The organism is Oligoflexus sp. (genome assembly GCF_035712445.1).
In the GTDB taxonomy this organism is placed as follows: domain Bacteria; phylum Bdellovibrionota_B; class Oligoflexia; order Oligoflexales; family Oligoflexaceae; genus Oligoflexus.
In genome coordinates, this window is the sequence record NZ_DASTAT010000025.1 from 34,357 (window position 1) to 59,652 (window position 25,296).

Annotated in this window: 28 protein-coding genes; 14 read left to right on the plus strand and 14 right to left on the minus strand. The window is 54.3% G+C overall.

Annotated features, from left to right (window positions below):
- Positions 1-44: 44 nt before the first annotated feature.
- The 3 genes from VFO10_RS04995 to VFO10_RS05005 all read left to right on the plus strand — a co-directional run bounded on the left by VFO10_RS04995 (position 45) and on the right by VFO10_RS05005 (position 2,824).
- A complete protein-coding gene (locus VFO10_RS04995) occupies positions 45-1,082 on the plus strand; it encodes an SDR family NAD(P)-dependent oxidoreductase (protein WP_325137676.1) in 1,038 nt (345 codons plus the stop codon).
- Positions 1,083-1,205: 123 nt separating this feature from the next.
- A complete protein-coding gene (locus VFO10_RS05000) occupies positions 1,206-2,414 on the plus strand; it encodes a family 43 glycosylhydrolase (protein WP_325137679.1) in 1,209 nt (402 codons plus the stop codon).
- A 107-nt stretch (positions 2,415-2,521) separates the two neighbouring features.
- Positions 2,522-2,824, plus strand: a complete 303-nt coding sequence (locus VFO10_RS05005) for a hypothetical protein (protein ID WP_325137681.1) — start codon at positions 2,522-2,524, stop codon at positions 2,822-2,824.
- A gap of 2 nt (positions 2,825-2,826) precedes the next feature.
- Here VFO10_RS05005 and VFO10_RS05010 read toward each other — a convergent pair whose 3' ends face one another.
- The 5 genes from VFO10_RS05010 to VFO10_RS05030 form a co-directional block, all read right to left on the minus strand.
- On the minus strand, positions 2,827-3,987 hold the full coding sequence (locus tag VFO10_RS05010; RefSeq protein WP_325137683.1) for a hypothetical protein: 1,161 nt from the start codon (positions 3,985-3,987) through the stop codon (positions 2,827-2,829).
- Positions 3,977-4,213 (minus strand): VF530 family protein, encoded by a 237-nt coding sequence (locus VFO10_RS05015; RefSeq protein WP_325137685.1) that lies wholly within the window; start codon positions 4,211-4,213, stop codon positions 3,977-3,979. Before VFO10_RS05015 ends, VFO10_RS05010 begins: the two co-directional genes overlap by 11 nt.
- Before the next feature lie 109 nt (positions 4,214-4,322).
- The gene (locus VFO10_RS05020) at positions 4,323-4,898 is read right to left on the minus strand and encodes a hypothetical protein (RefSeq protein ID WP_325137687.1); all 576 of its coding nucleotides are present in this window, start codon (positions 4,896-4,898) and stop codon (positions 4,323-4,325) included.
- 73 nt (positions 4,899-4,971) lie between these two features.
- Entirely contained in the window at positions 4,972-5,139 is a 168-nt protein-coding gene (locus VFO10_RS05025; RefSeq protein WP_325137688.1) for a hypothetical protein, read from the minus strand.
- A 22-nt stretch (positions 5,140-5,161) separates the two neighbouring features.
- Positions 5,162-7,852 carry a 7TM diverse intracellular signaling domain-containing protein gene (locus tag VFO10_RS05030; RefSeq protein ID WP_325137691.1) on the minus strand — a complete coding sequence of 897 codons (2,691 nt, stop codon included), beginning with the start codon at positions 7,850-7,852 and terminating at the stop codon, positions 5,162-5,164.
- 207 nt (positions 7,853-8,059) lie between these two features.
- Between VFO10_RS05030 and VFO10_RS05035 the strand changes: the two genes are divergently transcribed.
- On the plus strand, positions 8,060-8,950 hold the full coding sequence (locus VFO10_RS05035; protein ID WP_325137693.1) for a MaoC/PaaZ C-terminal domain-containing protein: 891 nt from the start codon (positions 8,060-8,062) through the stop codon (positions 8,948-8,950).
- Between the two features lie 112 nt (positions 8,951-9,062).
- A complete protein-coding gene (locus tag VFO10_RS05040) occupies positions 9,063-9,779 on the plus strand; it encodes a hypothetical protein (RefSeq protein WP_325137695.1) in 717 nt (238 codons plus the stop codon).
- 28 nt (positions 9,780-9,807) lie between these two features.
- On the opposite strand, the gene VFO10_RS05045 is transcribed toward VFO10_RS05040, so the two are convergent.
- The gene (locus VFO10_RS05045; protein WP_325137697.1) at positions 9,808-10,647 is read right to left on the minus strand and encodes an SDR family oxidoreductase; all 840 of its coding nucleotides are present in this window, start codon (positions 10,645-10,647) and stop codon (positions 9,808-9,810) included.
- 224 nt (positions 10,648-10,871) lie between these two features.
- Here VFO10_RS05045 and VFO10_RS05050 point away from each other — a divergent pair, with 224 nt between their 5' ends.
- The gene (locus VFO10_RS05050) at positions 10,872-11,147 is read left to right on the plus strand and encodes a hypothetical protein (protein WP_325137699.1); all 276 of its coding nucleotides are present in this window, start codon (positions 10,872-10,874) and stop codon (positions 11,145-11,147) included.
- 12 nt (positions 11,148-11,159) lie between these two features.
- Here VFO10_RS05050 and VFO10_RS05055 read toward each other — a convergent pair whose 3' ends face one another.
- From VFO10_RS05055 to VFO10_RS05070, 4 genes are all read right to left on the minus strand, one after another.
- Positions 11,160-11,573, minus strand: coding sequence for a hypothetical protein (locus VFO10_RS05055; RefSeq protein ID WP_325137702.1), 414 nt, complete (start codon positions 11,571-11,573; stop codon positions 11,160-11,162).
- A gap of 158 nt (positions 11,574-11,731) precedes the next feature.
- Positions 11,732-12,538 carry a nitroreductase family protein gene (locus tag VFO10_RS05060; RefSeq protein WP_325137704.1) on the minus strand — a complete coding sequence of 269 codons (807 nt, stop codon included), beginning with the start codon at positions 12,536-12,538 and terminating at the stop codon, positions 11,732-11,734.
- A gap of 550 nt (positions 12,539-13,088) precedes the next feature.
- Complete coding sequence (locus VFO10_RS05065) at positions 13,089-15,542, minus strand: AarF/ABC1/UbiB kinase family protein (protein WP_325137706.1); 2,454 nt, start codon at positions 15,540-15,542, stop codon at positions 13,089-13,091.
- 133 nt (positions 15,543-15,675) lie between these two features.
- Positions 15,676-16,197, minus strand: coding sequence for a hypothetical protein (locus tag VFO10_RS05070; protein ID WP_325137708.1), 522 nt, complete (start codon positions 16,195-16,197; stop codon positions 15,676-15,678).
- A 368-nt stretch (positions 16,198-16,565) separates the two neighbouring features.
- On the opposite strand from VFO10_RS05070, the gene VFO10_RS05075 reads away from it, so the two are divergent.
- The gene (locus VFO10_RS05075) at positions 16,566-16,730 is read left to right on the plus strand and encodes a hypothetical protein (protein WP_325137710.1); all 165 of its coding nucleotides are present in this window, start codon (positions 16,566-16,568) and stop codon (positions 16,728-16,730) included.
- Between the two features lie 90 nt (positions 16,731-16,820).
- Entirely contained in the window at positions 16,821-17,714 is an 894-nt protein-coding gene (locus VFO10_RS05080; RefSeq protein WP_325137712.1) for an alpha/beta hydrolase, read from the plus strand.
- Here VFO10_RS05080 and VFO10_RS05085 read toward each other — a convergent pair.
- The 3 genes from VFO10_RS05085 to VFO10_RS05095 all read right to left on the minus strand — a co-directional run bounded on the left by VFO10_RS05085 (position 17,694) and on the right by VFO10_RS05095 (position 19,287).
- Positions 17,694-18,206 (minus strand): hypothetical protein, encoded by a 513-nt coding sequence (locus VFO10_RS05085; protein WP_325137714.1) that lies wholly within the window; start codon positions 18,204-18,206, stop codon positions 17,694-17,696. The genes VFO10_RS05080 and VFO10_RS05085 overlap by 21 nt on opposite strands.
- A 147-nt stretch (positions 18,207-18,353) precedes the next feature.
- Positions 18,354-18,599 (minus strand): DUF2171 domain-containing protein, encoded by a 246-nt coding sequence (locus VFO10_RS05090; RefSeq protein WP_325137716.1) that lies wholly within the window; start codon positions 18,597-18,599, stop codon positions 18,354-18,356.
- Between the two features lie 61 nt (positions 18,600-18,660).
- Positions 18,661-19,287, minus strand: a complete 627-nt coding sequence (locus VFO10_RS05095) for a phospholipid scramblase-related protein (protein WP_325137717.1) — start codon at positions 19,285-19,287, stop codon at positions 18,661-18,663.
- Between the two features lie 155 nt (positions 19,288-19,442).
- On the opposite strand from VFO10_RS05095, the gene VFO10_RS05100 reads away from it, so the two are divergent.
- Positions 19,443-20,615 carry a DUF6544 family protein gene (locus VFO10_RS05100; protein ID WP_325137719.1) on the plus strand — a complete coding sequence of 391 codons (1,173 nt, stop codon included), beginning with the start codon at positions 19,443-19,445 and terminating at the stop codon, positions 20,613-20,615.
- 109 nt (positions 20,616-20,724) lie between these two features.
- Positions 20,725-21,384, plus strand: coding sequence for a hypothetical protein (locus VFO10_RS05105; RefSeq protein ID WP_325137721.1), 660 nt, complete (start codon positions 20,725-20,727; stop codon positions 21,382-21,384).
- Here the strand turns inward: VFO10_RS05105 and VFO10_RS05110 are convergent.
- Positions 21,381-22,229, minus strand: a complete 849-nt coding sequence (locus VFO10_RS05110) for a hypothetical protein (protein ID WP_325137724.1) — start codon at positions 22,227-22,229, stop codon at positions 21,381-21,383. The genes VFO10_RS05105 and VFO10_RS05110 overlap by 4 nt on opposite strands.
- A 434-nt stretch (positions 22,230-22,663) precedes the next feature.
- Here VFO10_RS05110 and VFO10_RS05115 point away from each other — a divergent pair, with 434 nt between their 5' ends.
- The 4 genes from VFO10_RS05115 to VFO10_RS05130 all read left to right on the plus strand — a co-directional run bounded on the left by VFO10_RS05115 (position 22,664) and on the right by VFO10_RS05130 (position 25,164).
- Positions 22,664-23,158: a hypothetical protein gene (locus tag VFO10_RS05115; protein ID WP_325137726.1), complete on the plus strand. Its 495-nt coding sequence runs from the start codon at positions 22,664-22,666 to the stop codon at positions 23,156-23,158.
- Between the two features lie 146 nt (positions 23,159-23,304).
- Positions 23,305-23,724, plus strand: a complete 420-nt coding sequence (locus VFO10_RS05120) for a CBS domain-containing protein (protein ID WP_325137729.1) — start codon at positions 23,305-23,307, stop codon at positions 23,722-23,724.
- A gap of 29 nt (positions 23,725-23,753) precedes the next feature.
- Entirely contained in the window at positions 23,754-23,879 is a 126-nt protein-coding gene (locus VFO10_RS05125) for a hypothetical protein (RefSeq protein WP_325137731.1), read from the plus strand.
- A gap of 70 nt (positions 23,880-23,949) precedes the next feature.
- A complete protein-coding gene (locus VFO10_RS05130; protein WP_325137732.1) occupies positions 23,950-25,164 on the plus strand; it encodes a methyltransferase in 1,215 nt (404 codons plus the stop codon).
- Positions 25,165-25,296 lie beyond the last annotated feature (132 nt).

Here is a 25,296-nt window from a genome sequence, read left to right on the forward strand (position 1 = left end):
GTTGTATCGTCTCCATGCTTCCAATGATAAAGGGAGGAATCTTTATGAACACCAGACGGCATCCTTGGGCCACCTATGGGCTGGCCATAGCCGGCAGTTATTATGCGGTCCGCGCGCTGCGCACGGCCTTTCGACTTCAGAGCCTTCGCGGCAAGATCGTGCTGATCACCGGCGGCTCCAAAGGCCTCGGCATGATTCTGGCGCGGGATTTTGCTTTGAAGGGAGCACGCGTTGCGATCTGTGCACGCAGCGTTGATGAGCTGGAAAAAGCCCGATCCTGGATCCATAAAGAAGCAGCGGCTGCAATTCTGGCTGTTCCCTGCGATGTTTCGCAACGCGATGAAGTGGAGCGGATGATCAAGCATGTCCAGCGTGTCTATGGGCCGATTGATATCCTCATCAACAATGCGGGCACCATCGCCGTCGCGCCTTTGGAAGCAACCACGGTCCAGGACTTTGAGAAGGCTCAGAACGTCATGTTCTGGGGAATGCTCTATCCGATCCTGGCTGTGCTGCCCACCATGCGTGAGAAAAAATCCGGACAGATCGTGAATATCACATCCATCGGATCCATGATCAGCATTCCGCATATGATTCCCTATAGCAGCGCGAAGTTCGCAGCGCTTGGACTGTCGCTTGGTCTTTGCACGGAACTGAAGCCCTCTGGGATACAGGTGACGACGATACTTCCTGGACTGATGCGCACGGGCTCTTTCATCAACGCGGAATTCAACGGGCGAAAGGAGGCTGAATACAAATGGTTCTCGATCGCCGCCTCCTTGCCTTTCCTCTCAATCTCGGCCGAACGCGCCGCCCGCAAAATCATGAATGCGGTCGTGAATAGGGACAGTCTTCGCATCCTGGGACTGCCGGCGCAGATCGCAGCGACGATCCAGGCGAACTTTCCGCGGTTGGCCGTTCAGGGTTTGAGTCTGATCAATAAGCTTTTGCCCAAAGCCGATAGCCGCATGCAGAGCTATGAGGCCCCAACCGCCGGACGGAACCTTAAGGCCAGCGAGCCGGTGTCGCTGCGAGTTCTGAAGGGCCTTGGCCATTCTGCTGTTCAAAGCTATCAAACCTGATCCTCGACATCGCCTCAGGCTCCAGTCTAGAATAAGCCATTCAAAAAAGATCCTGTCCAGGTGCCGTCCTCTGATGGCGCCCGGGCACATGCTTATGGACGATGGCTGCTGCCTGTGGAGAACTTGGCGAAAAACCTGATTGATATCGGACGTGCGCCCTCGGTCAAGGTCTGGCAGGCTCCTTCGGGGACCGAACATTCGCGCCAGCTTTGGGCCGCGGAACTTCATTATCTGGATGGGCTCTGGTACATCTACTATGCGGCGTCTGATGGCAACAATGCCACGCATCGCATGTACGTTTTGGAAAGCATAGGTCAGGATCCCACCGGGCCTTACCGCTTCAAAGGCAGGATCGCAGCGGCTACCGATCGCTGGGCCATAGACGGAACTGTCCTGGAGCCAGGAGACGGCCGCCGCTATTTTGTTTGGTCGGGCTGGGACGGGGACGAGAATATCCAGCAGAACCTTTACATCGCGCCCATGCAGAATCCATGGACCCTGGGGAGTGCTGATCCCAATACCCTGCGCATGGAAGCCGAGCAGGCGAACCTTAAGAATGTGACCACCCGACGCGCGAGCCAGGCTTCGGGAGGCGAGGCGGTGGCGCCACGGGACCAGGCGGGCAGTTTTCTTGAGTTTCATTTTGAGATGCCGCGCAGTGGAACCTATCAGCTTGATATTCGTTATGCCAGTGGCGCAGGACGCGACAGCACGCATGAAATGAGTGTCAATGGTGGACTGCAAACCTTGCGTTATCCGCCCTCGGGCTGGAACAATTTTCAGACTCTTCAGGTCTTTGTTCCGCTTGTCGCTGGATTCAATCGCATACGCTTCATCCATGGCGCAGGGGGCGCGGAGCTGGATGTCATCGAGGTGAAAACTATCGGCAGTGACCGCGTGGTCCTTTCCATGCCCGAGGCTGAATTCGAGCGCCTTGGCGGTCCCGCTTATATTAATGAAGGGCCCCAGGTCCTTATGCGAAACGGTAAAATACACATTATTTATTCGGCAAGCGCAAGCTGGAGCGATGACTACAATCTCGCTCAGCTGAGCTTTCAGGGCGGCGACCTTTTGAATCGCAACCGCTGGGTCAAGCGAGGGTCGGTATTCGCACGCACGGCTGCTGTCTTTGCTCCGGGACATGCGTCTTTTACGAAGTCTCCCGATGGTCAGGAGATGATCTATCACGCAGCCCGGTATCAGGGAGCCGGGTGGGATCGTGATGTGCGGGCGCAGCCTTTCACCTGGGATGCCGCGGACAATCCGGTTTTTGGTCGACCGTATTCTTTGGTCGACCAACTGCCCTGGCCGTCGGGGTCCCTTGTGCATTGAAGCGGTGCATAAAAATTTGATTTCCCTTCACAGCGGCTTTTCGTTACAACAGTGTCATGCAAGGCAGGGCATAAGTATAAGCGGATGAACATCAAGGAAGATGGGGCATGGAAGATTACTACAAATTTTTTAAAGACGACATGATGGAAGAGGAACTCGTCGAAGACGAGCATGAACCTTTGACCAGCGCTTTGAAGGAAATCATAGGCGATGGCGCGGAACTGAAAAAACTACTGCTGGCCGCGAGTGAAGACGGTTTTGCCGCGCATCGCGACGAAGGTTATGAAGAGGAGGACGACGGAGAGGATTTTGAAGTGACCGAATATCCGACTTACAGCCTGATCGGCTGTGACCTCTCCACTTCGGATGTTTACAAGATTCAGGATCCTGATTCCAACCGCAGGCCTTGATTTCAAGGCGAGGGACGCAGGACTTTGCGATGCATCATTTCCCGGAGAAAGTCCTGCGCCTCCGAATCCTGCGCTTTGAGAGGCGCAGGATTTTGAAAGCCTTCCAGGAGTGCTTTCTGCTGGGAACCCAAAGCCAGGCGGAAATAAAGCGAACGCTCCGGGTTTTGAAAACGGTATTCCAAGACGAAGGCTTCCCCGCTGGGAACAAAACTCACATTGGGGCTCAGGCTGAACAGCCCCTCTGGGTCAGCCCACAGCGCATCATGAGCCGTGAGGCAGTCCTCCCAAAGCGCCGCGAGATCAAGAACCTCTTCCCACTCCGCGTCGTCCTCTTCGACGATATCTTTTTGCTCCTCGGGAACGGCGCGCATAAGGGCCTGATCAAAAAGGTGAGGCTCTTTTATGTTTTCCTGCTGCGCAATCGACCAGAGCTGATCCTGATGCCGGTGAATCACCGCCGCGCAGGCCAGGAGTATGTCTTTCTCATGACCCCAGCCTTGGCCCCAGATCTTTTTTAAAGCCTCGGGATGCCAGCCTTGGGAAGTGGAAGCCCGCGAAATCTCCAATGCGAGTTCGTCGAGCGCACGCAGCGAAGCATCCAGATCAAAGCCCACCTGCCGGAGGGCCCATTGCGCCAGCCGCATTTCCAGCTGCGTACCCAGCGTTTGAATCTGGCTCCAGAACAGCTCGCCCGCGTGGCCGTGGTCCTTTTTGCAGAAATACGTGGAGCACACGGAATTCCTGAAGGCATGCACACGGCAGTAGCCGCTTGCCGGATCCAGCATGGGGCAGAGCACCTTCTGACTCTTGCCGAAAACATCGTGATATTCGTCATCGACGAAATCAAGCCATTGCCGCGGCGAGCTGTGCATGCCCTCCGGCAGGACCATCCCGCGCTGCAGAAGGTCATCGACCGCGCGTTCCCCGTCCGCTGTTCGGCAGGCAAGTCCGAGCAGAAAATTGCTGATCCTGGGATGATAGGTGCAGCAGCGATAGTCTGGACGCCAATCATCATGGCAGGATTTCGGGCAGTTCATGCAGCTGGCCTGTCTTTCATCTGGAAAGCGCAGTGCAGAGAGCTTGCCTGGCATCATGGCCCGCCAAATCCCAGGAAAGGTTTGGCGTCCGAGATAGAGCGGCTGCAGCAAAGGATCATCCTTCATAGGAACTCTTCGTTTTCCATTCGCGATAAAGATTTTCGACCTTGCTGCGCGCCCAGGGTGTTCGGCGCAGAAAAGTCAGACTGGATTTCACGCTCGGGTTGACTTGAAAGCAGCGGATGGGAACCTGCTGGCCGAGGTATTCCCAGCCATACTGCGTGACTAACTCAGTCAGAAGGGCTTCAAGAGTGACGCCTTCCAGGGGATCCTTTGATCTTGGCTTATCCAAACGATGGTCCTTGCTCATAGCAAAACAGTTAGGGAAAAGACCCCCCCTCTATATATGCAACGAAGCGCTTTTTGACTAGCGAAGACTTTTTGACGGCAAAGACGCAGGTTTATTCAAGAACGCCGGCATGGATTGCAAGGCCCACATCCATGGTCATGGGAAAATCGCCGGAGCGTTTTGAACGAAGGAAAGCCAGGGAACATTCGATGACGCGCTCACACACGGGTTCAGAAAAAAGCCGGGTCGGCAGCGTGGAGCTCCAATCCAAAAGTCCCCAGTCCATGGGATCCAGGAATTGGGCGATGATCGACGCCTTTTTCACTTCACCGCGTTCCATCTGGGGATGGGCCGTGTGCCCCAGTCGTGTAATGCGACGCAGGGCCTGAATTTTTCCATAGTCGGTGCTTTCATGGAAAAAGTCGAAGAAGACTTCCGCAATGCTCTCGGGTGTGTCGAGCTGCAGAAAATCCCCTCGTTTGCCGAAGTATGTGCTTTTCCACTTCTGCACATCGATCAGAAAAAGAATGGACAGCGTGGCATTTTTTTCGATATAGGAATCACGACTGAGGCTGCCGGGCACGAGACGTTGTCCCATTTCCATCAGCTCAGCGCTGAGTCTTTCGAGATTCGGATTCGATACGGCTTCGCGAAACTCAAGATGGCACGATTCAAAACCTGCATTCATGTTCTTGGGCCCCGTCTGCTTAGTGAGCTATAGATTAACAGTTATACAAGCTCCGGCCGGCCGGTACGAAGTTCTATTTGAAAATTGCTGCAAATATGGCGAATGCAAAATCGTTCACGCTGACCATTGCGTGCAGTTTGCTCATCTTAAGAGCCCATAATAATTCGCCAAAACCTGGACTGAGAGGAAACGCGACGACAGGATCGAGGGTGGTGGCGCGCAGGAAATTTTGCGATTTCAAAATGCCTCTTCATGCATGTTTATCAGGCAATCTTCTCGATGCGCGTCTGTATGCTTTGCAGGGCATCGGGGTTGGGAAGCACGATTTCAATCCGCAGGCCTTGGCCGCTGCGGCTCGTGATATGTATCGAGCCCTTCATGGCTTTGACGGCGTCGGCAAGAGCCGACATTCCGACTCCACGCCCTGAAATGGTCGTAATTTCGTCTGCCGTGGAAAAACCAGGCATGAAGATAAGTTGAGACAGTTCGGATTCGTTTGCCTTGGCAGCATCCGCAGAAGTAAGCAGATCATTTTTCAAGGCTTTGTCACGGATGCGATCATAGTCCAGGCCGCGGCCGTCGTCCTCGCATACGATGCGGAATTGTTCTTTATCCAAGGTGAAAATAATCTGCAAATGCCCCACTTTATCCTTGTCGCCGCGATCTTCGGGCAGTTCAATGCCGTGATCCACTGCATTGCGGACGAGGTGAATCAAATTCCGCAGGACTGGTGCGTAGGATTCATCAATGCGAATATGCTGACCTTCGATAGTGCACTGCAGCTCCTTGCCGAGCTTGCGCGCGATATAGGACGCGGTCATAGGCAGGGGGCCTGTATAGCTGCGAATCGGCTTCTGATGAGACCGCTGGTAGAGTTTGATCAGATCGGAATGCTGCGGATCCGGAACGTTACGATTGATGTACTGAATGATTTCCCTATAGTCATCGGGATGCATTTCCAGGACATCGGTTTCCAAGCTATCGACGCGCAGGATTTTATCGTTTTCACTGAGGAACTCATCCATCATCTCGGAAAGTCCCTGAAGCTCATCGGCCTCCACCTTGGACTTGCTTTCCAGTTCGTGAATGCGATCCGCCAGGGCTGTGATCCCGAATGTCCCGAGATTACCTTTGAGTGTATGCAGGAAGATGCGAACCGGACCCTGCTCACCCGACTCGATGGCTGCGACCGCGACCGCGACCGCAAGGCTTTCGCGGAAGTCCTTCAGGAAGACTTTGAAGGCCTCGCGTTCCTGGATGATCGACAAGAGGGTCTCATTATATTGAACCCTTTTCTCGGCTTCCTGCAGGCTGCTGACGTCATGAATGGTGAAAAGAATCGCTTTGATGCGGCCATTGTCCTTGTGCCGAAGCTCAGCTCCGGACACACCCAGGGTCAGACCATTGATACGAACCCGCGGCGGAATTTGCGAGAGACTCACTGCTGCCGGGAGTTGATCTTCAAAAACCTGGGCGACAGCCTGCTTGAAACAGACGCGGGTCTGATCATCGGTCACCAGGACTTCACTCAGAAGCTGGCCAGCGTGCAGTTTCACCCCGAGAAGATGATGACAGGATACAGTAAAGCCCGGCAGAAGACGGCCGGAGCGATCAATCAGCAAAAATCCAGAACTCACGTTGGCGAGGATGGTATTGATCTGCTCGGTGCGTTCCTCGACCTTCTGTTCCAGCGCTTCATTCAATGCTCGTTCTTTCCGTTCGGCCTCTTCCGCCTGATCAAAGGCTCGATTGAAACGACGGGAGAGGAGGACGGCCTGCGAGAAGGTCAGCAGAAAACTTCCGACATGCGAAAGGGGAACGGTATCTATCAGCTGCTGCGTTTTCAGAATATCATTGGTCGCGGTCAGGAAAAAGGCACCGAATCCTGCCAGGAAGACCCGAGCCCCCTCGCGCTTTCGCTTTATGGCAAAACCGATAGCCACGATCTGGCTCAAGCCCGCGATCAGGATCAGAACCTGATAGAAAAGCAAAAAGTGCGGATAGACCTTGGCCGGCGTGATGACGATCAGCCCAAGCCAAATCAGGGTGAGGATCGCGCTCGGGATGTTCAGCTTTCTCAAAAATTCCTGGGGGAAGAGTTCGCGGATCAAATAGATCAGGGATACAAAGCCAAGGGCGATACCGGAATATTCAATTTTGATCTGCAGCTCAAGCGGAGTTTCAGGAAAACTGAAAGTCAGGAGTTCCGCATTGCCGGCAGACAGGGAGCGGAAGCCGAGCGAAAAGGCAAAAAGACCAAAATAGAAGGTGCTCATGCTGCTGGGCCGGAGCCACCAAAGATAGAAATGATAGAAGGCCATGATCAGCATGGCGCCAAAGGTAATGCTGTCGAGCACCACATCCAGGATATAATCCTTCAGGATCGAAACCTTCGGACCGATGATGACGCCCCCGTTACCCCCGTGATCTATGGTGGAAAAATTGGACTGCTGGATGGTGATGGTATTGACGCCCGGCTTTGGAAGAAAGGTGTGAAAGATAAGCCGCTGGCGCGCCTTGGTTTCTTTCCCATCGCGGGATAATTCGCCGATGCGCGCGATCTCTTCATCGTTCACCCAAACGCGAATAGCGGAACGCAGCTCAGGAAAACGGAGGGTATAGATCTGCTCAGGATGAGCCGTGAATCTGAGGTGATAGGTGGCAAAGCCTTCTGAGCCTTCGACCACACCTGGAATACCCAGTTTCGACCAGCTGGTGTCGGGCGCAACATAAGCCGAGACTCTGCCCTTCGCGGCGCGGAGGTCATCCGGGGTCAGATACTGCTGCCAGTAAAATTCCCATTCCCCGCCAAGCTTCAGTGAATCGCGATGCTCCCAGGTTTCTGTGGTCAGATCACAAAAACCTTTCTGCGCGCAGGCGCTGCCCTGGGGCGCACCCAGGGCGAAACCCAGAACGGCCAGGAGGAGGATACGAATGTGGGGCCACACCATCATCAGCTTCAGCCTCTATGAATCTGATCAGTTCTTCGGTTCGCCTCCAGAATTTATGTAGTTTCGAGGTTCGCTGAGTTTTGTCTTTCGATAAAAAACCCGCATTTTTATGCCGGGAGTCCTGGTCTTCGGAGGGTCTAACAAAACGAACTTTCCACGCGAATTGGACTGCGCTATCCTCCCCCCTTTCACAGTCCTGGAGTCGTCCGAATGAATGCTCAGTCCTATCGCGTTGATCAGCTGCCCCTCCCGTTTCCCTTCTATTTGAAAGCCGTCCTGGGTCGCCGGCAGTATAAGGAAGGCCAGAGCCTGCCGGCGACGCGCATCGAATGGTCGAACTTTGAATTTTCGGCAAGCGCTGTCGCGGCCTATGCGAAAATCTGCGCCTGGCCATGGTCAGGACGGGAGCTGCCGCTTCTTTTCCCGCACTCCTATTTCGGTCCTTTGCATCTGAAGATGCTCACCGACGAAAATTTTCCGCTCAGGGTTTTAGGAGGCGTTCATCTGCGCAATCATGTGATTCAGCGAAGGCCTCTACTTTTACGGCAGCGTTATGATGCGGCGCTTTTTTTCACAGAATCCCGGCGACGTCCCCAGGGTCTGGAAGTTGATTTTAAGACGGAGATCACGCAGGGTCCTGCTCTCGTCTGGGAAAGCAGCACGACTTTTCTTTTCCGTCGCAAGTTCAAAAGCGAGGATGCCGAACATTCCCGGGCCAGCCTTCTGCAGCATCTTCCCGATCCGCAGGACAAGGCTTCATTTCCAGTCCCTGCTCTGAGCGGCAAACAGTTCGGCTGGATCACCAAGGATATCAATCCCATTCATATGTCGCGCTACCTCGCCAAGGCCTTTGGTTTTGAGCGGGATCTCTGCCACGGTATGTGGGCCTTGAGTCGAAGCCTTCCTTTAGTGGACGGTGTCGATTGGCAAATGCCCCTACGGAATGATGTCAGTTTCAAAGGTCCGCTTTACATGGAACGTGACATCACCGTCAGAGTCAGTCGCAGTCAGCCGGAGCTGTTTGAGCTTCATAGTGCGGGTAACGAAAGACCCTGTGTCCTGGGTTCTTTCAAAAACGTGAAGGAAGATGAAAAATTGTGAAGTGGAATGGGCAAAAATAACGACATGTTTTCCATAGCCCTTTGTTCGGATCTCCTTCATAATCGCTCCCATTCAACGGAATAAATTCCTTATATTTCGCAGGAGCAGGACCATGAGACTTTGGGCAACATTCGTTATGGGTTTGTATGCATGTACTCAGGCCGCCGTAGCCGCGGAACAGAAGACGATTCCACCCATTCCCGCAAACTGCGCTGCAGGCGTTGCGGATAAGGGCTATTGCTCGGAGGCCGTGATTCCCACAGGAGGCTTTCCCTTCTCGATCCGCTTTTTCGTGGTTGTGGAAAAGGAAGTCTATCCCTCGGGTGATGAACTTTTAGCCAAATACCTGGCCTTCGATCAGTGGCCAGCCTATGCCGCGTCCACCGGCTCCGATAATTTGATATTCGCAAAGAGCGTGCGTATGGCGGATAAGGTCGATGCTCAGAGCCAGCCTGTCTTGCGCCAGTACTTTGATTACAAGCTGAAGTCACCGATTGGCTATCAAAGGATTCGAGGCATCATGCATAATCAGCGTTTGAAAGAAGCCTATGCCGGGGCGGAGTCCACTACGGAATTTGTGGTGCAGACATCCGGCCCGCAGGAGGTTCCCGCCGGAGAAAAGCCGCTCAATGGTGCGGAAGGATTGAAGCTGCAGACCGGATCTTTAAATCTTGTGTCCTGTGAAGGCACGGGCCTCTGTTCCGATCAGCAGTGGATCGTCATCTATGAATCCACGATCACGCCTGCCATCAACCTTCTGCCCAAAGTCGTTTCCGCATCCGTGGAAAAAGGCATAGCCGATGTGATTGTCGGCATGCTCTTCAACTGAATCATGGAGCCCTATGCTTGCGTGGGGCTTATTTCGCTGTCTTCACGCGATCGGCTCTTTCCTGGGTCACAGCCTTGCGCGTGATTTTCGCGACCAGCGACGGCAGATACATTCCGAGTTTATTCGCAATCTGCGCCCGTTTCGGCAGGACGATGATATCCTCGTTGCGTTCGATAGCCGCAAGAGCTTCCTGGACAAAGCGATCGACTGGATACGGTGGTCCGCCTAGCTGCCCTAAAAAGCGCCGCACGTTGGGTCGCCAGTCGAGGCTTGGAAGACCGGCATTTTCCGTGCGGTCAAGCAGCGGCGTTTCGATTGCAGCGGGACAGAGAGCGCTGACGCGAACTCCATAGGTTTCAGCTTCAAAACGCAGACTGCGGGTCAGACCCACGACCGCGTGTTTGGTCATGCAGTAAGGCGCGAACAGTGGAACGGCTCCGAGTCCGGCCAGGGACGCCGTGTTGATAATATGACCGCTGCGTTGCTTGACCATGATGGGGTAGGCGCCTTGAATCCCATGAATCACGCCACGGATGTTGATATCAATAATGCGGTTCCAGGCTTCAAGCGGAATTTCATAGGCCTCGCCATAGATTCCAATGCCGGCGTTATTGAACAGAAAATCCAGGCGGCCATGGCGTTTGGCAACATCCTCGCATAGGGCGGCCACGGCGCGTGGATCACATACATCCAGGGTCAGCGCTTCCGCTCGGCTGCCACAGGCTTTGGCTGTCTCACGCACCGCGGCCCCTTCGATATCCGTGGCGATCACAAGGGCCTGACGCCTTGCCAATTCCAATGCGAGCTCCTTGCCAATGCCCGATCCTGCGCCTGTTATGATAACTGTCTTCCCTTGCCAATAGCTCATCTAGAGTCCGCCTTTCCCTGTGAGAGACTGTGAATTGTGCATTCCTTATGGTGGATCCTTTCGGCCGATCCTGCAAGAGCCGGGCATTGAACCAGCTATGTCATTGAATTCAAAGATGTTTATCCAGGAATTCGTTTTTTCTTGCAAACTGCGGTCAATTGGCGTATTACGGGTTCATGCAGCCAAAGTGGCTGCGCTGAGCTGTTGCTGTTGTGAGGTTATTCATGAGCGCACGTCGAACCAAAAAGCTGAAGAAATTCATCCTGCCTTTGACCTTCGTGGTCGGACTCGCGTCCTTTCCCTTGGGCCAGTTTCTTTTTCATCAAAGCAAAAAAGCCGCGACATCCGTCGGTCTTTTGGAGAAGAAGACCGAGAGAAAGTCTTCACGACATGTGAAAGCACAAAAAAGAAGCCATAAGATTGCACGGAATAAAGCGAAGACGCAGAAGAAGATCGCGCGCGGACGTTCGAAGCCTCAGCGGGAACGCTACGCGCACTGAAATAAGTTGCGGTTAGCGGCCGGCGAGAGCCGCTTTGATATCCGCAATGTTGCTTGCTGTAAATACGGGCTGCACACCGCGATGAGCGACTTTGGCTCCCGTCGTATCATCGATGGTCGATGTCTTGGTCAGAAGTATTCCATTATCCTTGTGACAACCTGCAGTCTCACAGTTGGCAGTCAGGATTGCAAGTCCACTGGTTGCATTGCCTGCTGCGGCTGGAGGCGTTCCAGCTGGGGGCGTTGTCCCAGTTCCGGGTGTGCCGGTCGCAGGCTGAGGCGTTCCTGTCGTCCCTGGTTTTGGAGTGGCAGAGGCTCCACTTCCCAATTTTTCCTTATAATCGGTGGCTGTTGGTTTCGCTGGAGCACATCCGATCCAAGTGCATGCTGATACCAGGAGCAGAGTTTTCAGTCCTAAGCCGTACATGATTTCAACCTCATCGTAATAATCGCGGGCCCGCGAAAGAGTATCGGCTTTTCAAAGCGGAAACTTGAATATTAAATTTTTTAGGCGTGATATCCGCGAGAAATTGCTGAAAAGGCAGGGAAAGGGACCTCTGCAGCAGCAGCAGTCCCTTCGGAATTTCAGATCTCTTTGATCAGGTCTTGATCCTGCAAACGGACCTGAGGGCCATAGAGCCCCTCCGGTTTCCGCGTGCCGGCGCTGATGACCATGGCGACCTCAGCCTTGGCAGGCAGGTTCAAAACCTTCTTCACTCGCACAGCATCAAAACCACCCATGGGGCAGGTATCGTAGCCGTGAGCGGTCAGCGACAGCATCAGGGTCTGAGCAGCAAGAGCCGCCTGGGTGTGACCGAAGATGCGATGGTCCGCTTCATTCACCGGCGTCCGCACCGTGGGTTTTTTAAGTCCGGTCACGAAAAAGCTGATTCTGCGCAAGATGTTCATCAGCCCCAGAGGACCGCGCGTCATGATTTTGGGAATAAGGGTTTTATAATAAAAGTCGACGGAAGCCGGCAGTTTCCGATCGCCCGCGGTCATGACGTTCAGGAGCTTTTGCAGATTTGATTGCCAAAGATCCGAGCGGGCCGCGACGACGATCAATTCCCCGGCAGTGGTCGCTGCAGGTTGTCCAAGACAGGCCTCTGCCAGCGCCTTTCTCCGCTCGGGATCGCGCACCCAATAAAGCTCGTAGGTTTGAAGATTGGACGAGCTAGGAGCCAGAGTCGCTTCCTTCAAAGCTTCCCGCATCACAGCCTCAGGAATGGGATCGCCTGTATAAATACGGATGGAACGGCGGGCTCTTAAAACCTTCTGGAATGATTCGAGATGGCTGCCCGCGAATTCAGGCGAGGGTACAAGAGAGGCATCCTCGGGGGGACTGAAACGTGCGCTACTCATGCTTTTAAAGACGTCAGACTTGGAACTCATGGGCTTTTCTCCAGCTCAGGGAAGGACCTCGATCTGAGGGGGAATGTAAGCATAGCCTTGGGTCTTGGCAATAGGTCTTTTGCGATTAAGTTGTGTGAAATATGAATCCGGCGGAGTTTCGGGGTCTTGGGGTCAAGAGAGGGCAGAGGTACCAGGCGCGTTAAGACCTCTGCCCCCGAGTGGCACCCTCCCACGGGGGGAGGAGTTGAAGTTGAGATCAAGGCATCAGCATCGAAGATTGGACAGGAGCGTCGACGTTCACGGGTTCGGCGGCGGCAGTCTTTCCTATTTCAGGATGCGTGCCTTTCCTGGGACATCCGCCAAGTCCTTGAGATTTGAAAAGGCAGCGGGATCCATCGGAGCAGGAGCGGGTCCAGCTGCCAGGCTACTTTTTACGCCTTTTCCAAAGACTCCAGGACCTTGGCAGAAAGGGGCTTTTCAATTCTGAACGATCAATCCGTGAGGCCCGAGGACAGTCCACTCAAATGATGGGAATGGATGGTTTTTTATGGAGTGGATGCGCAAGGGATCACTCAGGACTGTCCGATGTTTAAGCTTGAAGAAGGCCGATTTCCATCAGGACTTTTTTCACCAGCTGATGCCAATTTATTCGGGCTCCCATGCGTGCAAGCACGCTTTCGCCTAGGATGGAGCCAGCATTCGTGAAGACATAGCGCGGATCCAGCTGGACCTTCTTCGTCAATCCCTTCTTCAAAAAGTATTCCGCAAGGTTCACATGGCCCTCTTCAAAAAAAGTCCTTTCCCTATCGAAGGCATAGGGAGCCATGAGTGAGGGGCTGATCGCTTTGACAAACTCCTCGAAGGGCATATCCCTCCGATCAAAGAGCCGAAGGGTCATGGCCAGTTCGTAGAGGCTGGCGTCATCACCTTGGAAGCGACTGACCATGATGGCTCCGTAAACTGTCTTCAGGTCCTGGGGAATTTCCATGCAGGCGCCGAAATCAAGGACGGTGATGGTCTCCGGAGTCACGATGAAATTAGCAAGGTTCGGGTCGATATGCTGATTGCCGTGTTTCAGAAGAGCCAGAAGGCTGAAGCGGAGGATCCTCCTGGCGGCGGCATTCAGCTCCTCCTGCCCGGCTGTTTCGATGAAGTGATCCAATCTGTGACCTTCCGCAAATTCCGTGACCAGGACCTGATCGGTGCTGAGATCCTTCAAAACCCTGGGAATCCGAATCTCGGGATCACCGGCGAAGGATTGAGCAAAGCGTTCCTGTGCGGCGGCCTCCTGCTGATAGTCACATTCCCTTTCGAAACGTTTGGTGAACTGCTCGATCATCACGTGCAGGTGTTCGGCAGGAATGAACTGCCGCAAAAGTGGAGCGAAGAGTTTCACCAGACGTAAATCCGAACGAACGGCGTCTTCGATTCCCGGATATTTGAACTTGATCGCCAGCTGAGTCCCATCGTGCATGACGCCGCGATAGACCTGGCCTATGGACGCAACAGCGATGGGGTGGGCATCGAATTCTTTGAGAACACGATCCAGCGGCTGACGCCAGGCTTTGGCCAGTTGCTCTTCAATGTCCGGCAGCGGCAGCGGCCGGGCATCATCATGGATACGCTGCATGATGGCCTGAGCATCCTTATCGACGAAGTAGCTGGCCGCGATCATCTGCGCGATTTTCATGGCCGGGCCCTTGAGTTCGCCCAGGACCAGCTCGAAGTCCTTCATGAAATCTCGAAACACTTGCTGCTGCTGTTGAGCAAAGGCTTCAGGCTCCAGATTTCGAAGATAGAGTTTTGCGACATGAATGGAGCAGCGGGCCATGGTCTGCGCCACTTTCAAAAAGCGCGGCGTGGTTCCCGTATAAAGTTTCTGCTGACCGCGGAACGCTTCCTTGCTGACGACGATCGGCAGGGATTCGCTCATATCGCGCATGACGCCCAGGACGTCGGGGAACTGCCCATCGGAGAGGCGGAGAGACTGCGTGCGGTATTCCTCATGCAAGACAGAGGCGAAGGTCAGCTGCTTGATGCGGATCAGCCAGCGAATCGCACAGGCTAAAAACAGGAGAGAACACTCGGGATCGGGGGACGCAGCGAGTGTCGTCAGGCGTTTTCCGAGTATTTCGAAACGCTGCTGAAGGGGTGTGCTCTGATCATGGAGAAGCTTCAAGGTACTGAGCAGCTGCCAGGCGAAATCCGTGCTGACTTTCCATTTGCCGGCGTCCTTTAAAAATTCCCGTCCTGGGCAGGCTCCCAGCCACAGAAGACTAAGGCCAAGGCTCGGGCTATCCAGATCCTGACCTTGGGCATTTAAAAATTCATTCAGAATTTTCGCGTCCGCCCCTTTTTGTATGCGAGCGAGTACGTGTATCCACTGATAAAGGGTAGCTGCCTCAGGATTGTCCGTGAATTCCTGAAGAAAGGCAGTGGCGTGAAGCAGAGCCTCGTCGCCTTCGCCGCTCAAACGATAGGCGCGGATCAGAAGCTGCCAGGCCTTGTCGCGGGCGAAGGTCGGATCCATTTCGATCATCAGGGCTGTATGCAAAGCGACTTTGGCTGTTCGCAGATGGCCGAGCATCCAGGCCTGCTTTCCACGCAGCCACGCGCTGGGTTCATCATGGCTGCGACCATCGCGGCCCATATATTCACCGAGCATGATCTGAACGGTGCTTTCCCAGGCCTGTCCGCTCTGGGCGGTGTTCTGGGCCATGGCCTGATAAAGACGGAAATAGAGATGGCTGTGATGCGAGGTGACCGGACGTATCTGACAGAATCCGAGGCAGGTTTCCGCGAGTTCCAAAAGCCGGGTCTTGTCGCGATCCTTGATCGACGGGACGTTTTGATTCAGATCGAGGGCCAGCAGCACGCGGAAGTAAGTGTCGAGAGCATCCGCTTCGGTCTGGATGCGCGCGGACTCCAGATCGGAAAAAAGTTGGAGCAGGGCTTCTTTTTTCGAGCCGAGCGCGAGATATTTCTGCCGGACTTTCGTCTCGCAGTTTTGCAGCAGCTCGGTTGAAATCTTATATTTCGCCATCGCGACCCTTGCGTCCTGTTCGGGGTTCCTTGGCTTTTTTCGGTTTTTTTGTGAAAGACCTGAGGCAGAGATTCTTACAGAACGTAAGAAGTCCCAGGCTGGGGTACCTGGGACGGAATGCGGCCCTGGGGGCTTATTTAAGGATTTCCACCAGCGCGCTCAGATAAAGCTGAGCATTATCCACGCCATCATTAGTGGTATCCGCCGTATCCTTGGGCCATTTGTTGGCTGCGGCCACCGTCCTATGCTGCAGGATGGTTTGCGCACTGGTGATCTGCTGAGCAGTTCGACCTTTCTTGGCCGACGCATTCAAGGCCCCATGACAGCCCGCGCAGCCACCCTGATTATTGGGTGCCGCGTAGAGATTGGTCATGGCCGTTTTTTCTGCCGCATTGGGCAAGGTACGGGGTGGGGCAAGGGGAGCCGGTTCCGGTGTCTTCGCGTCAGCCGGCGTGCTGGTCGTGTTGCCGTTTGCCTCCGGCCTCTCCGTGCGGGCTGCTGTTTCCATTGTCTTCGGTTTGCTTTCCGCTGGAGTTCCTGCGCGTGTTTGCTCAGCAGGATGATATTCAGGGGCGGAGGGCCCACACGCTGTCAGTAAAAAAATAAGCGCGGATTCCTTTGCGAAACGAGACATCCCAAACATGATGCGTGCCATGGGCCCTCCTAAAACTGTGGTCTTCCCGGATGAATTGCAAGCCTCTCGCCGCCGGCCTTGTGCTTCAAATCATGCCTCTTCTTTCCCCAACCCGCGTTGTGAGCCCTTACAGTCAGGAGTCATCCCGCGCCTCCCGTTTTCGAAAGTTCATGCTATTTCAATGTTTTAATGCAAGCTGGTCGCAGGCTTCGCGAAAGTTTTGGTTTTTTGCAGGATCCAACGGCCACAAAAATCCAGGATCACTGCCGAAATCCAGACCCATAACCTGGCAGCAGACCCCACCCAGCAATCCCGGTCCAGTCCTCCCCTCCCGGCGCTGTTACAAGGTGCCTTCGTCTGAACTCCTCTCACGGCATGGAGGCATTCTCATGAATCAAAACACAGTCTTCGTGATCCTGAAGTTTGTTCCCGGCCAAGGACCTCAGCCCTGCTACGCTCACAAAACCATGGAAACAGCCTCCGCCGCTGCCGAGAAGTTGAACCAGGGTGCGCCCGGATCCTATTCCGTCGTTCCCATGTGGGTGGAAGACTAAGGAAAACTCTTCGCCATCTTATGAATTTCGCCGCACTTTTCAAAATTCTGGATCTTTGCTATCCCTGTTAGCGCTTGCAAAGGGGGCGAGGTGATCCAGAATAAATTTCGAAATGGCGCTTTGACATTTTCGGTTGTGGAGCAGGGTGAAGGTACCCCGGTCATTCTTCTGCATGGCTTTCCCGATCATGCCCGGACCTTTCGCTTGCAGCTGCCTGCATTGGCTGCGGCTGGGTATCGAGCCATGGCCCCGACCATGAGGGGGTATGAACCTTCGTCACAGCCTAAGGATGGGGACTATCGGCTCGAACGTTTGGCGGAAGATGTTCTGGCCTTCATCGAGCAGTCGGGACGTGAGAGGGTTCACCTTGTGGGCCATGATTGGGGTGCGGTTGTGAGCTACTGGGTGGCTGCAATGGCTCCTGATAGACTTCTGTCTTTGACGACGCTCGCGATTCCCACACCTGGGCGCCTTGTAAGCCATGGTCTTCGTGCTTTGCCTCAGCAGATTCTAAAATCCTGGTACATTCTTTTCTTTCAGTTACCCCTCGTGTCTGATTTTGTCGTGGAATTTCGCGACTGGGCGTTTGTGGAATGGCTCTGGCGGCGGTGGTCTCCAGACTGGCGTTTGCCTGAAGCGGAGATGCAGGCCTTGAAGTCGAGTCTGCGTCAGCCGGGGGTGAAACGGGCGGCGCTGGGATACTACCGCGCGCTCCTGGATCGACATTCGGTGCGGGAGGCTCGGGCGACCGTCCGACTCCTTAAAAAGACGATTCAGGTTCCGACTCTGGCATTGACTGGGGAAAACGATGGCTGCATGGATACGCGTTTGCACGACATCCTTATGAAGCCAGCGGATTTTCCAGCAGGACTTGAGATCATGCGCGTTTCGGGAGCGGGACATTTTTTGCAGCAGGAACGGCCGGAGCTCATCAATCAAAAACTTATCGAGCATTTCAAAGCTTCAGAGCGCAGGACGCTCTAAAGCCAAGGGTGCCTCCGCCTTTTCATACGAACCCGTGCTGCAAGTGTAACCAAGGCGACCTGATTCGTTGAGCAGCGTCTGACCCCGGGATATCACCGAGAAAGTCCAAACGAATTCACAGCCACGAGCCAGGCGTGAAAGTGTAATCTCTCCCTTCTTCTCAAAGGTCGCTTCCTTCGTCACGATTTTCCATGAATACCCATCCTTATGAGGGACGAGATCACTCGCACCAACTCCGGGCACGGTCACGCGACCATTTTGAAGATTGAAGTAGATACCCTTGTGCCACTGAGGGGAAAGGGTCGAACGGAGCACCAAATAGCCGTTTTCATGGCTGTTTGTATAGTGAAGGTCTTTTGTCGGAATGACGGAGGAATCCAAAAGAACCAAACCGGATTCGGGCAGGTCCTGGAATTTCGTTTTCCCGGCGTAAGCTTTTGTTCCGAGCAGGAGCAGAAGGAACAGGGTGGAAAGTCTTTGAAATTTCATCATGTCGATGCTCCTCATGGTCGTGAACGCGACGTCCGGAAGCATGACAAAAGGCTTTTCTCGATATTGCAGGGAACGATTGGCAATCGGGGTTCAATCAGGGGAGCCGTGACTTCCTCGCTGGGAAGCACAGCCTTGAAGAAGCGAAGATCAGTGAAGCGCGATGGAATTTTTGTCCGTCGCCCATTCCTGCATCGCCTGCCGACCAGGACGATCAATGTGAACCTTGTCATCAACCGAAGTTACCCAGCTGATGGGAATGTAATGGTGCTGGCCGCTCTCGTCCTTTGCGAGTTTGATCACGTCTTTACCTTCCATATGATCCACTGTTGCAAACTGACCGTTCTGAGAACACACGACAGGGGTATGCGGTTTAATTTGGCTTGCATCGATCATGACTTGACTCCTTGTCTGAATTTTAAAGCCAATTTATCTATGCATTCCCTGTGCCAGCATTTTAATTTTGAGCCTTCTTTTCAAAAAACATCAGATCTATATAAAGAGCGGCGGCCAGCAGCAAACGACGCATATCCTCATTGAGACTGGGGTCCTCTATCTCAAGCGAGAACGTGTCCTTATCCGTGAAGGCTTCTGCCAGCAGTCCTGACCATTTTTTCCTGACAACGGCCACCTGGCGGCCATTACGCTCAAAAGGGAAGGTCCAGATCTTCCATATGGGGGATGAGACTGTCATGACCACCTGGTCACTTGCATCCCGCACGTCGAACTTTTTACTCAGTATGGCAAAGCGTTTCACAACCCGGCCGAGGCTGCGGCCCTGGCTGTCAGCGACCATGAGTTCCTCGAAGTACCAGCGGAAAGGATGCACGGCGCGCATGAATTCCTGACGGTCAGGCGTAAAGAAATGCAGTTCGAAGCGGCGCCAATGGCCCAGCAGCTGCCTCAGCATCAGGCCGACGATCCCGCGTCCCTGTTCGGCGGCGAAGGCCAGGGCTTGTCCGGAGCTTGATATAACCTCGTATTTATTCCGAGTCTCAAATCCAAACCACTCCGCAAGTTCATGACGCTGCCTGACAAGCACCTGGCTGTGCTGCGACATATTAGGGCCGGGACGGTTGCTCATGGCTTCTCCTTTATTTCCATTCACGCAAAACCTTGCGACCAGCATATCACGCTTTGCCTGCGTGATTTAACCCGTAAGCACCTTGGAAATCGCGATGCAGCGTCGGGCATGTGGCTTGCATTTCCTTTCGGTATCACACGGGAGAGGAAAACCCTATGAAAATAGCCCTCATACTTGTGTCCACACTTCATGCTGTAATCCATGGCCTGGGCTTTGCGAAAGCTTTTCAATGGCTGCCCCTGCCGCAACGGACTCTACCCATCTCGCGTCCTGCAGGTATTGAGCTCGCCGCCTTTCGCTATTGGTGGGTACTGGCCGTGCTCGCGCTCACTTCATCTCAGCTCCTGATTTTTTCAAGCTGGTCTTCTGCCAAATACGGAACGATTGTGAATGTCGGCGTTCTCGTGGGCCTTGGTTCATGGGCCTTCGAACGCAAATGGAATCGGCTGAGGGATGACCTTTTGCAGGATATACCAGGACATGATCCCGTGATGATCACGGAGGAATCCCTGCGTCCTCTGCCGTGTCCAGTTCAAAACTGGCTCCGCTGGTCAGGGATGGTCGGCCGATCCGAAATCATTTCTTTGACCATGAAGCAGAAAGGCTCTTTAAGGCTAAAACCAGAAGCCACGCAATGGCTCCCGTGCGAATCGGAACAGCTCATCGTTACACCGGGCCAAGGCTTTGTATGGAAGGTACGCACCCGCATGAAGGGCCTTCCCGTCCTGGGCATCGACTCCTTCAACAAGGGCAAGGGATCGACGTGGATCGGTTTATTCGGCTTGATTCCCATCGCCAACGTTGCCGGCGATTCCAAAACCAATCAGGCTGCCCTGCAAAGATTTTTAGGTGAAATCGCCTGGGTTCCTTCGGCCGCCTTGCATCCTTCGATTGTCTGGAAGGAAAGGGATGAATTCAGCGCCGAGGCGACCATGACCTGGGCCGGCACACAGGGTTCGGCTGTCTTTTATTTTCGCCCGGATGGCGAACCCTCTGGAATTGTCGCCCAAAGGTTCAAGGATGTGCACGATGAAAAACCGCTGGAATGGGTGGCTGACATGATCGCATCGCGGGAATTTGCGGGGCTCAGAATACCGGCGCGACTCAAGGTTACCTGGATGCTGCCTTCAGGGCCTTTTACCTGGTACGAATTTGAAATTGTGGAGGCGCGTTATGATGAATTCAAGCGCACTCATCCTTGGATTCCGATGGACTGGTATAGGGCTCAGATCGAGAGTCACCCGCTAAAGGGCTGCTGCCAGGGCGAATCCAGGCAGGCGTCTAAACCTTGGACAGGGCCGGGCGAGGCATTTCGACGTTTCTTCTGAGGTTTCCCATGCATGAACCAGGTGGTGTGAGGCTTGCACAAGGGGCCGTGAGTTCCTTCTGTGCAGTGACCTTATGCCTGCTGAACTGTTTTTGCGTGGAGTTGTTAGAATGGGCCGCACCAATTGGAAACGTTTCTCTCTCGTCCTCCTGACGCTGATTTCTGGACCTGGATGCCGTGATAGCAACGCACCGGAAATTTCAGTCCGCAACCCGACCTCGACCCAACCGTCTCCCACGGATGATCGCAACCCGACCCCGACTCAACCCACGGGTGATCGCAACCCAGGCGCGACCAAGCCCACGGGTGATCGCAACCCAGGCGCGACCCAGCCCACGGGTAATCGCAACCCAGGCGCGACCCAGCCCACATCCACGGGTGATCAGACCAAACAACCGCCGATGGAAACGAAGAAGAGTCTCATCACTTTAAGTAGGATTGATAAGTTCAACGGGCAGGACTGGGCCGTAGTCTTGCTTACGGTGCAGGATGCAGAAAGCAGCGCGATTAAATTTGCCGAGACCTTCCTCAATTCATCCCAGGCACCAGTCCTCGAAGTGCCTTATGGCTCCTACATCATCACCGTGGAATACTTTCTGGATGCTGCGAAAACCCAGAGCCTTGCGCGCAGCTGCGAAGCCGATCGGACTCGCATCCATAAGGTTAATCAGGAAGGCTATAGCGCCACCCTTATGGTGTGTACATACCCAGGGCCCGTATCGCCTGTTGATTCGGATATCGTGATTCGTCCTGTTGTGATCCCGAATTAAATCCCTGGTTTTGCCTCTACGCCAGGGTTGGTGGCCAGGGTCGTAGAAAGTTTCTGACTTAAGACGTTTCTCAGGTCCACCACCAAATTATTGATTTCGACGACATTTGAAACATAACGAACGCCGTGACTATAATCCGCATACTCGGCCCCATGAACTGTGGAAAGCGGTTGAATGGGTTTGCCGCGGTTCACATGCCAGCCATAGATGGCCACAGCCTGAGGTTTTTTGATCAGGCGGAGGCTTTGAACCACATCCTTCTTATGACCGGCCACCAGCATCCCTGGTTTCCATGAGCTACGCTCCAGCTGATTTTGAACCAAAGAATTATGCTCAAAGAAGTAACGTACGCTGCTCATCTCGCGACCGCTGGGGAGTGTTGTCGGTTTCAGTTTCACCTGGGCCTGAGCGTAAATATCATCCACCATCGGCTGGGTGGGAAGACTCAGATTCAGTTTTTGAGCCAGGGTGCGGATGCTGTTCATATTCAAAGGCACCCGCACGAAGTCCTTATCTGAACCAATCGCAAGATAATCGGGTAGCACCCAGAACCGCATGAGCTTGCCTTTATAGGGGCCGGAGGTGATTTTGCGTTCCACAGGAACCAGCTGGCGTTGAAACTGAGGAATGTTGCCGCTCAGGACTTCCTTCACGATCATGCGCTCGCGGGCTGCGGCAGGAAGCTTTTGAATGCGCTTCATGAATTCGGAGCCGCCTGGAGCGCCCTGGGCCCTTTCAGGCAGGCCCAGCAGTCTTTGTATGGGAGAGGATTGCGCGGCTTTGGGTGCGAACACAGAGGCAAGGTGCAGAGCGAGGACTGTAACGAGTGCTTTACGCGAGATCATGAAGTTTCCCTCTAAATGACTGACACATTTCAATCTGTGCACAGCGAATCAACAGGAAATGAAATCGACCCCGCGGCGGATGAAAATTAAAACTTCGTATTTTCCGTGAAATCATCGGAAATTAGGGCCCAGGCTTCAGTTTCGTTTCCCCGCAGAGCAGCAGAGAAAGCCTTTCGTCCAGGTAAGGATTCGGAAGAAAGGAAAGAGTTTCCGCTTCTTAAAAGTGACCAGGGGAATGGTTTGCGTTCCGAAGACGGGCGTGTCGAGCATCGGCAAAAACTGTGTAGATGACCGCTTCCCTATGACCCTGTTTTCCATCTGCAAACACTTCAAGCCAAAATTCGGAAGTTCATCGTGAGGTGAAGACGGATGGGCTGCTAAGACTACCCTCACAGGAGCAGTCCCGCTCCGCGAACACCTGAATGAGGATATCCATGCTTATGAAACAACGTATCCTGTCCTGCTCTCTCGCTCTTCTGGCCAGCCTTCCTCTTTATGCAAATGCATCCTCGCCGGAGGATGAGGCTGAGATTGAAGAAACTGTCACCCGCATCGAGGCCGCAGCGCAGGATGATGCTGAGGAAGCGCCCATCGAAACCGAAGCCGCCGAAGCCGTGATGGTGAAGCGTGCATCCTGCGAGATTCACATCGGGACCTTGACCCGCAGCGGCAATACTTTGACCGGCCGCGGCAGTCAGGCCAACTGCGGGCCCAAGGGAACGTCTTACCTGACAATGCAGCGTTCCCGCTGGTACGGTTGGGAAGATTTGAAGACGGTGAAAATCGTCGGACCAGGAGAAAACTACGTGAATTATAACTGCGCTGGCACCGGCAAGCATGAATTCCGCGTAATCCATACCGGCCGCACGGTGGGTGACAAGCCCGTGTTCAAGGAATCCTCCCACCACACCTGGGACTGCGGAAACTGAAAGCTCCACGATTCAGGCGGCAAATCTGGACCGGCACGTTTCGCGAACATGGATCTTGCATAAGACCCGAGGGGCGAAAACGTGCCCGCAGGTATCAACGGATAAAACGCTTGAAGAAGGAGCCCTTTATGGAATTGAAGGACATTATGACGAGACACGTACATGTCGTTTCGCCAGCGACAACGATTCGCGAAGCCGCGAAGCAGATGCGTGATCTTGATACGGGAATCCTGCCTGTCTGTGACGAGCAGGCGGTCATCGGTCTCGTGACCGACCGTGATATCGTCGTGCGCGCGCTGGCAGACGGCAAGGATGCCGATAGCGCTGTGACCACGGCCATGACGGGCGCTATTGTGTGCATGTATGAGGATGACGATGTCGAGGAAGCGGCTCAAGTGATGGAAGAAAAACAAATCCGCCGTCTGATCGTCCTAAACCGCAATCAGGAACTGGCCGGGATTGTCTCACTCGCCGATCTTTCGCGCGAAGTCGGAGACGAGGAACTGTCAGGCGAAATTCTAAAGAATGTGTCAGAGCCCGCAGGTGCCCGCCCGTCCCTCCTCTAGTCGAGTCGCCACGCTCGGCGGCCGCGAGGATGAACAACGGAACCCCGTCCCTGATCGGTCGCGAAGGCGGTTGCACGGGTCCTGTCGGACCTGTGATGACCATGGAGCGAGGCCACGCCTGCGTGATCTTCGTTTTCGCTGGACCATCGGGTTAAACCGATATGATAATGCTGCCGGTAATTAGTCTTTTTGGCCTATTTCGTAGCCTATACTGAAGCGGATTCCATGACGCGCAGCTTGAGTCTCCATTCACGAAGAAAACTGAAGCCCCGGGATGCCTCACGCTTTGCTTATGAGGCGCCGCCCCTTTTTGCCGAACTTGCCGCAGCTGTATGCGAAACCGGAATGCTACCCGAGAAAGAGCTGCACGAGTGCTGGCAGATGGCCCAGATCGTTGACCGGGCTTTTCCCGACAGCTTACGCATCGCAGACATTGCGGCCGGTCATGGACTTTTGGCCTGGATTCTTGTGCTCCTGGCCCGAAAGAGCGAGGGGCTGCGTCCCCGAACAGCAGTCGCTGTGGATATTACGCGCCCCAAGTCAGCCGATAGTCTTGCCGCATCTCTCCTTAAAAAGTGGCCAGAGCTGTCCGGGAGTGTTCATTTCGTCGAAGGCAGCGCCGAAGCAATACAAGCCGATAAAGCTACGCTGTTCGTTGCAGCTCATGCCTGCGGAAGCCTTTCTGACCAAGTGCTCCTGGCCGCTCTTCGCAGTCGGAGTCCTCTTGCCATCATGCCCTGCTGTCACTCTTTGCGTAAGCAGCAGGAAAGTCTATTGTCCCTGGCGCAGCTGTCCGGGTATTCAGCCGGAGTGCCGGTGCGGTCCCCTTTGGAGTCGAATGCCGGTCCTTCCCTTGTGATCGACCTATTCCGTAAAGAGGCTCTTGCGTCCGCGGACTATGATGTCCAGGAGGCTATGATTCAGCCTGAGATCACACCGTTTCATCGCATCATCCTGGCCCGGCCTCGCACAGAGGTCAGGGATCCCGGCATGGCACTCACAATGGGGCACAGTCGCGTTCCGGTCCAACGCAGCGGGCAAGTGCGGGCCTTTGAAAAGCTTCATACTTTGAACGTGGCGGACGCGAAAGAGACCGAGGCCCTGTCCCATCGCCCCTCGCGGGAGTGGACTCGCTTTTTTGACCTCAGCTTTTGGATGAAAGACGAGGCCCTTGTCCCGAGTCTTCATGATGAGCTGAATCGCCTCATGACGGCTTTGTCCGAGCAGGGGCAAAATTCCTGGGAGACAAGAGTTACGGTTCGCGATCAGTATTGGAATCCCGCCACGCAGCAAAGGGCCTGTACCTTCCGTATCGAGGTCAGAAGCGTGGCCGTGCCGATCGAGAAGGCGGATGCCCTCCGCCTTCGAAGGGAGCTTGGTCATGGCCTTGATGCTTTCTTCGCAGCCTGTCCCGGAGCTTTTAGAAGACGCGGGGACTAGCTGGTTTCGGCGTCAAAACGAATCTTAGGGTCCGGCCAACAGGGAGATCCAGCCCCTCAGAATTCGCTCTTTGACCCGTTGCTCAGGAGGCTAAAATTCATTAAAGTACCGGTCAGGTCAAAAGGCCGTGAT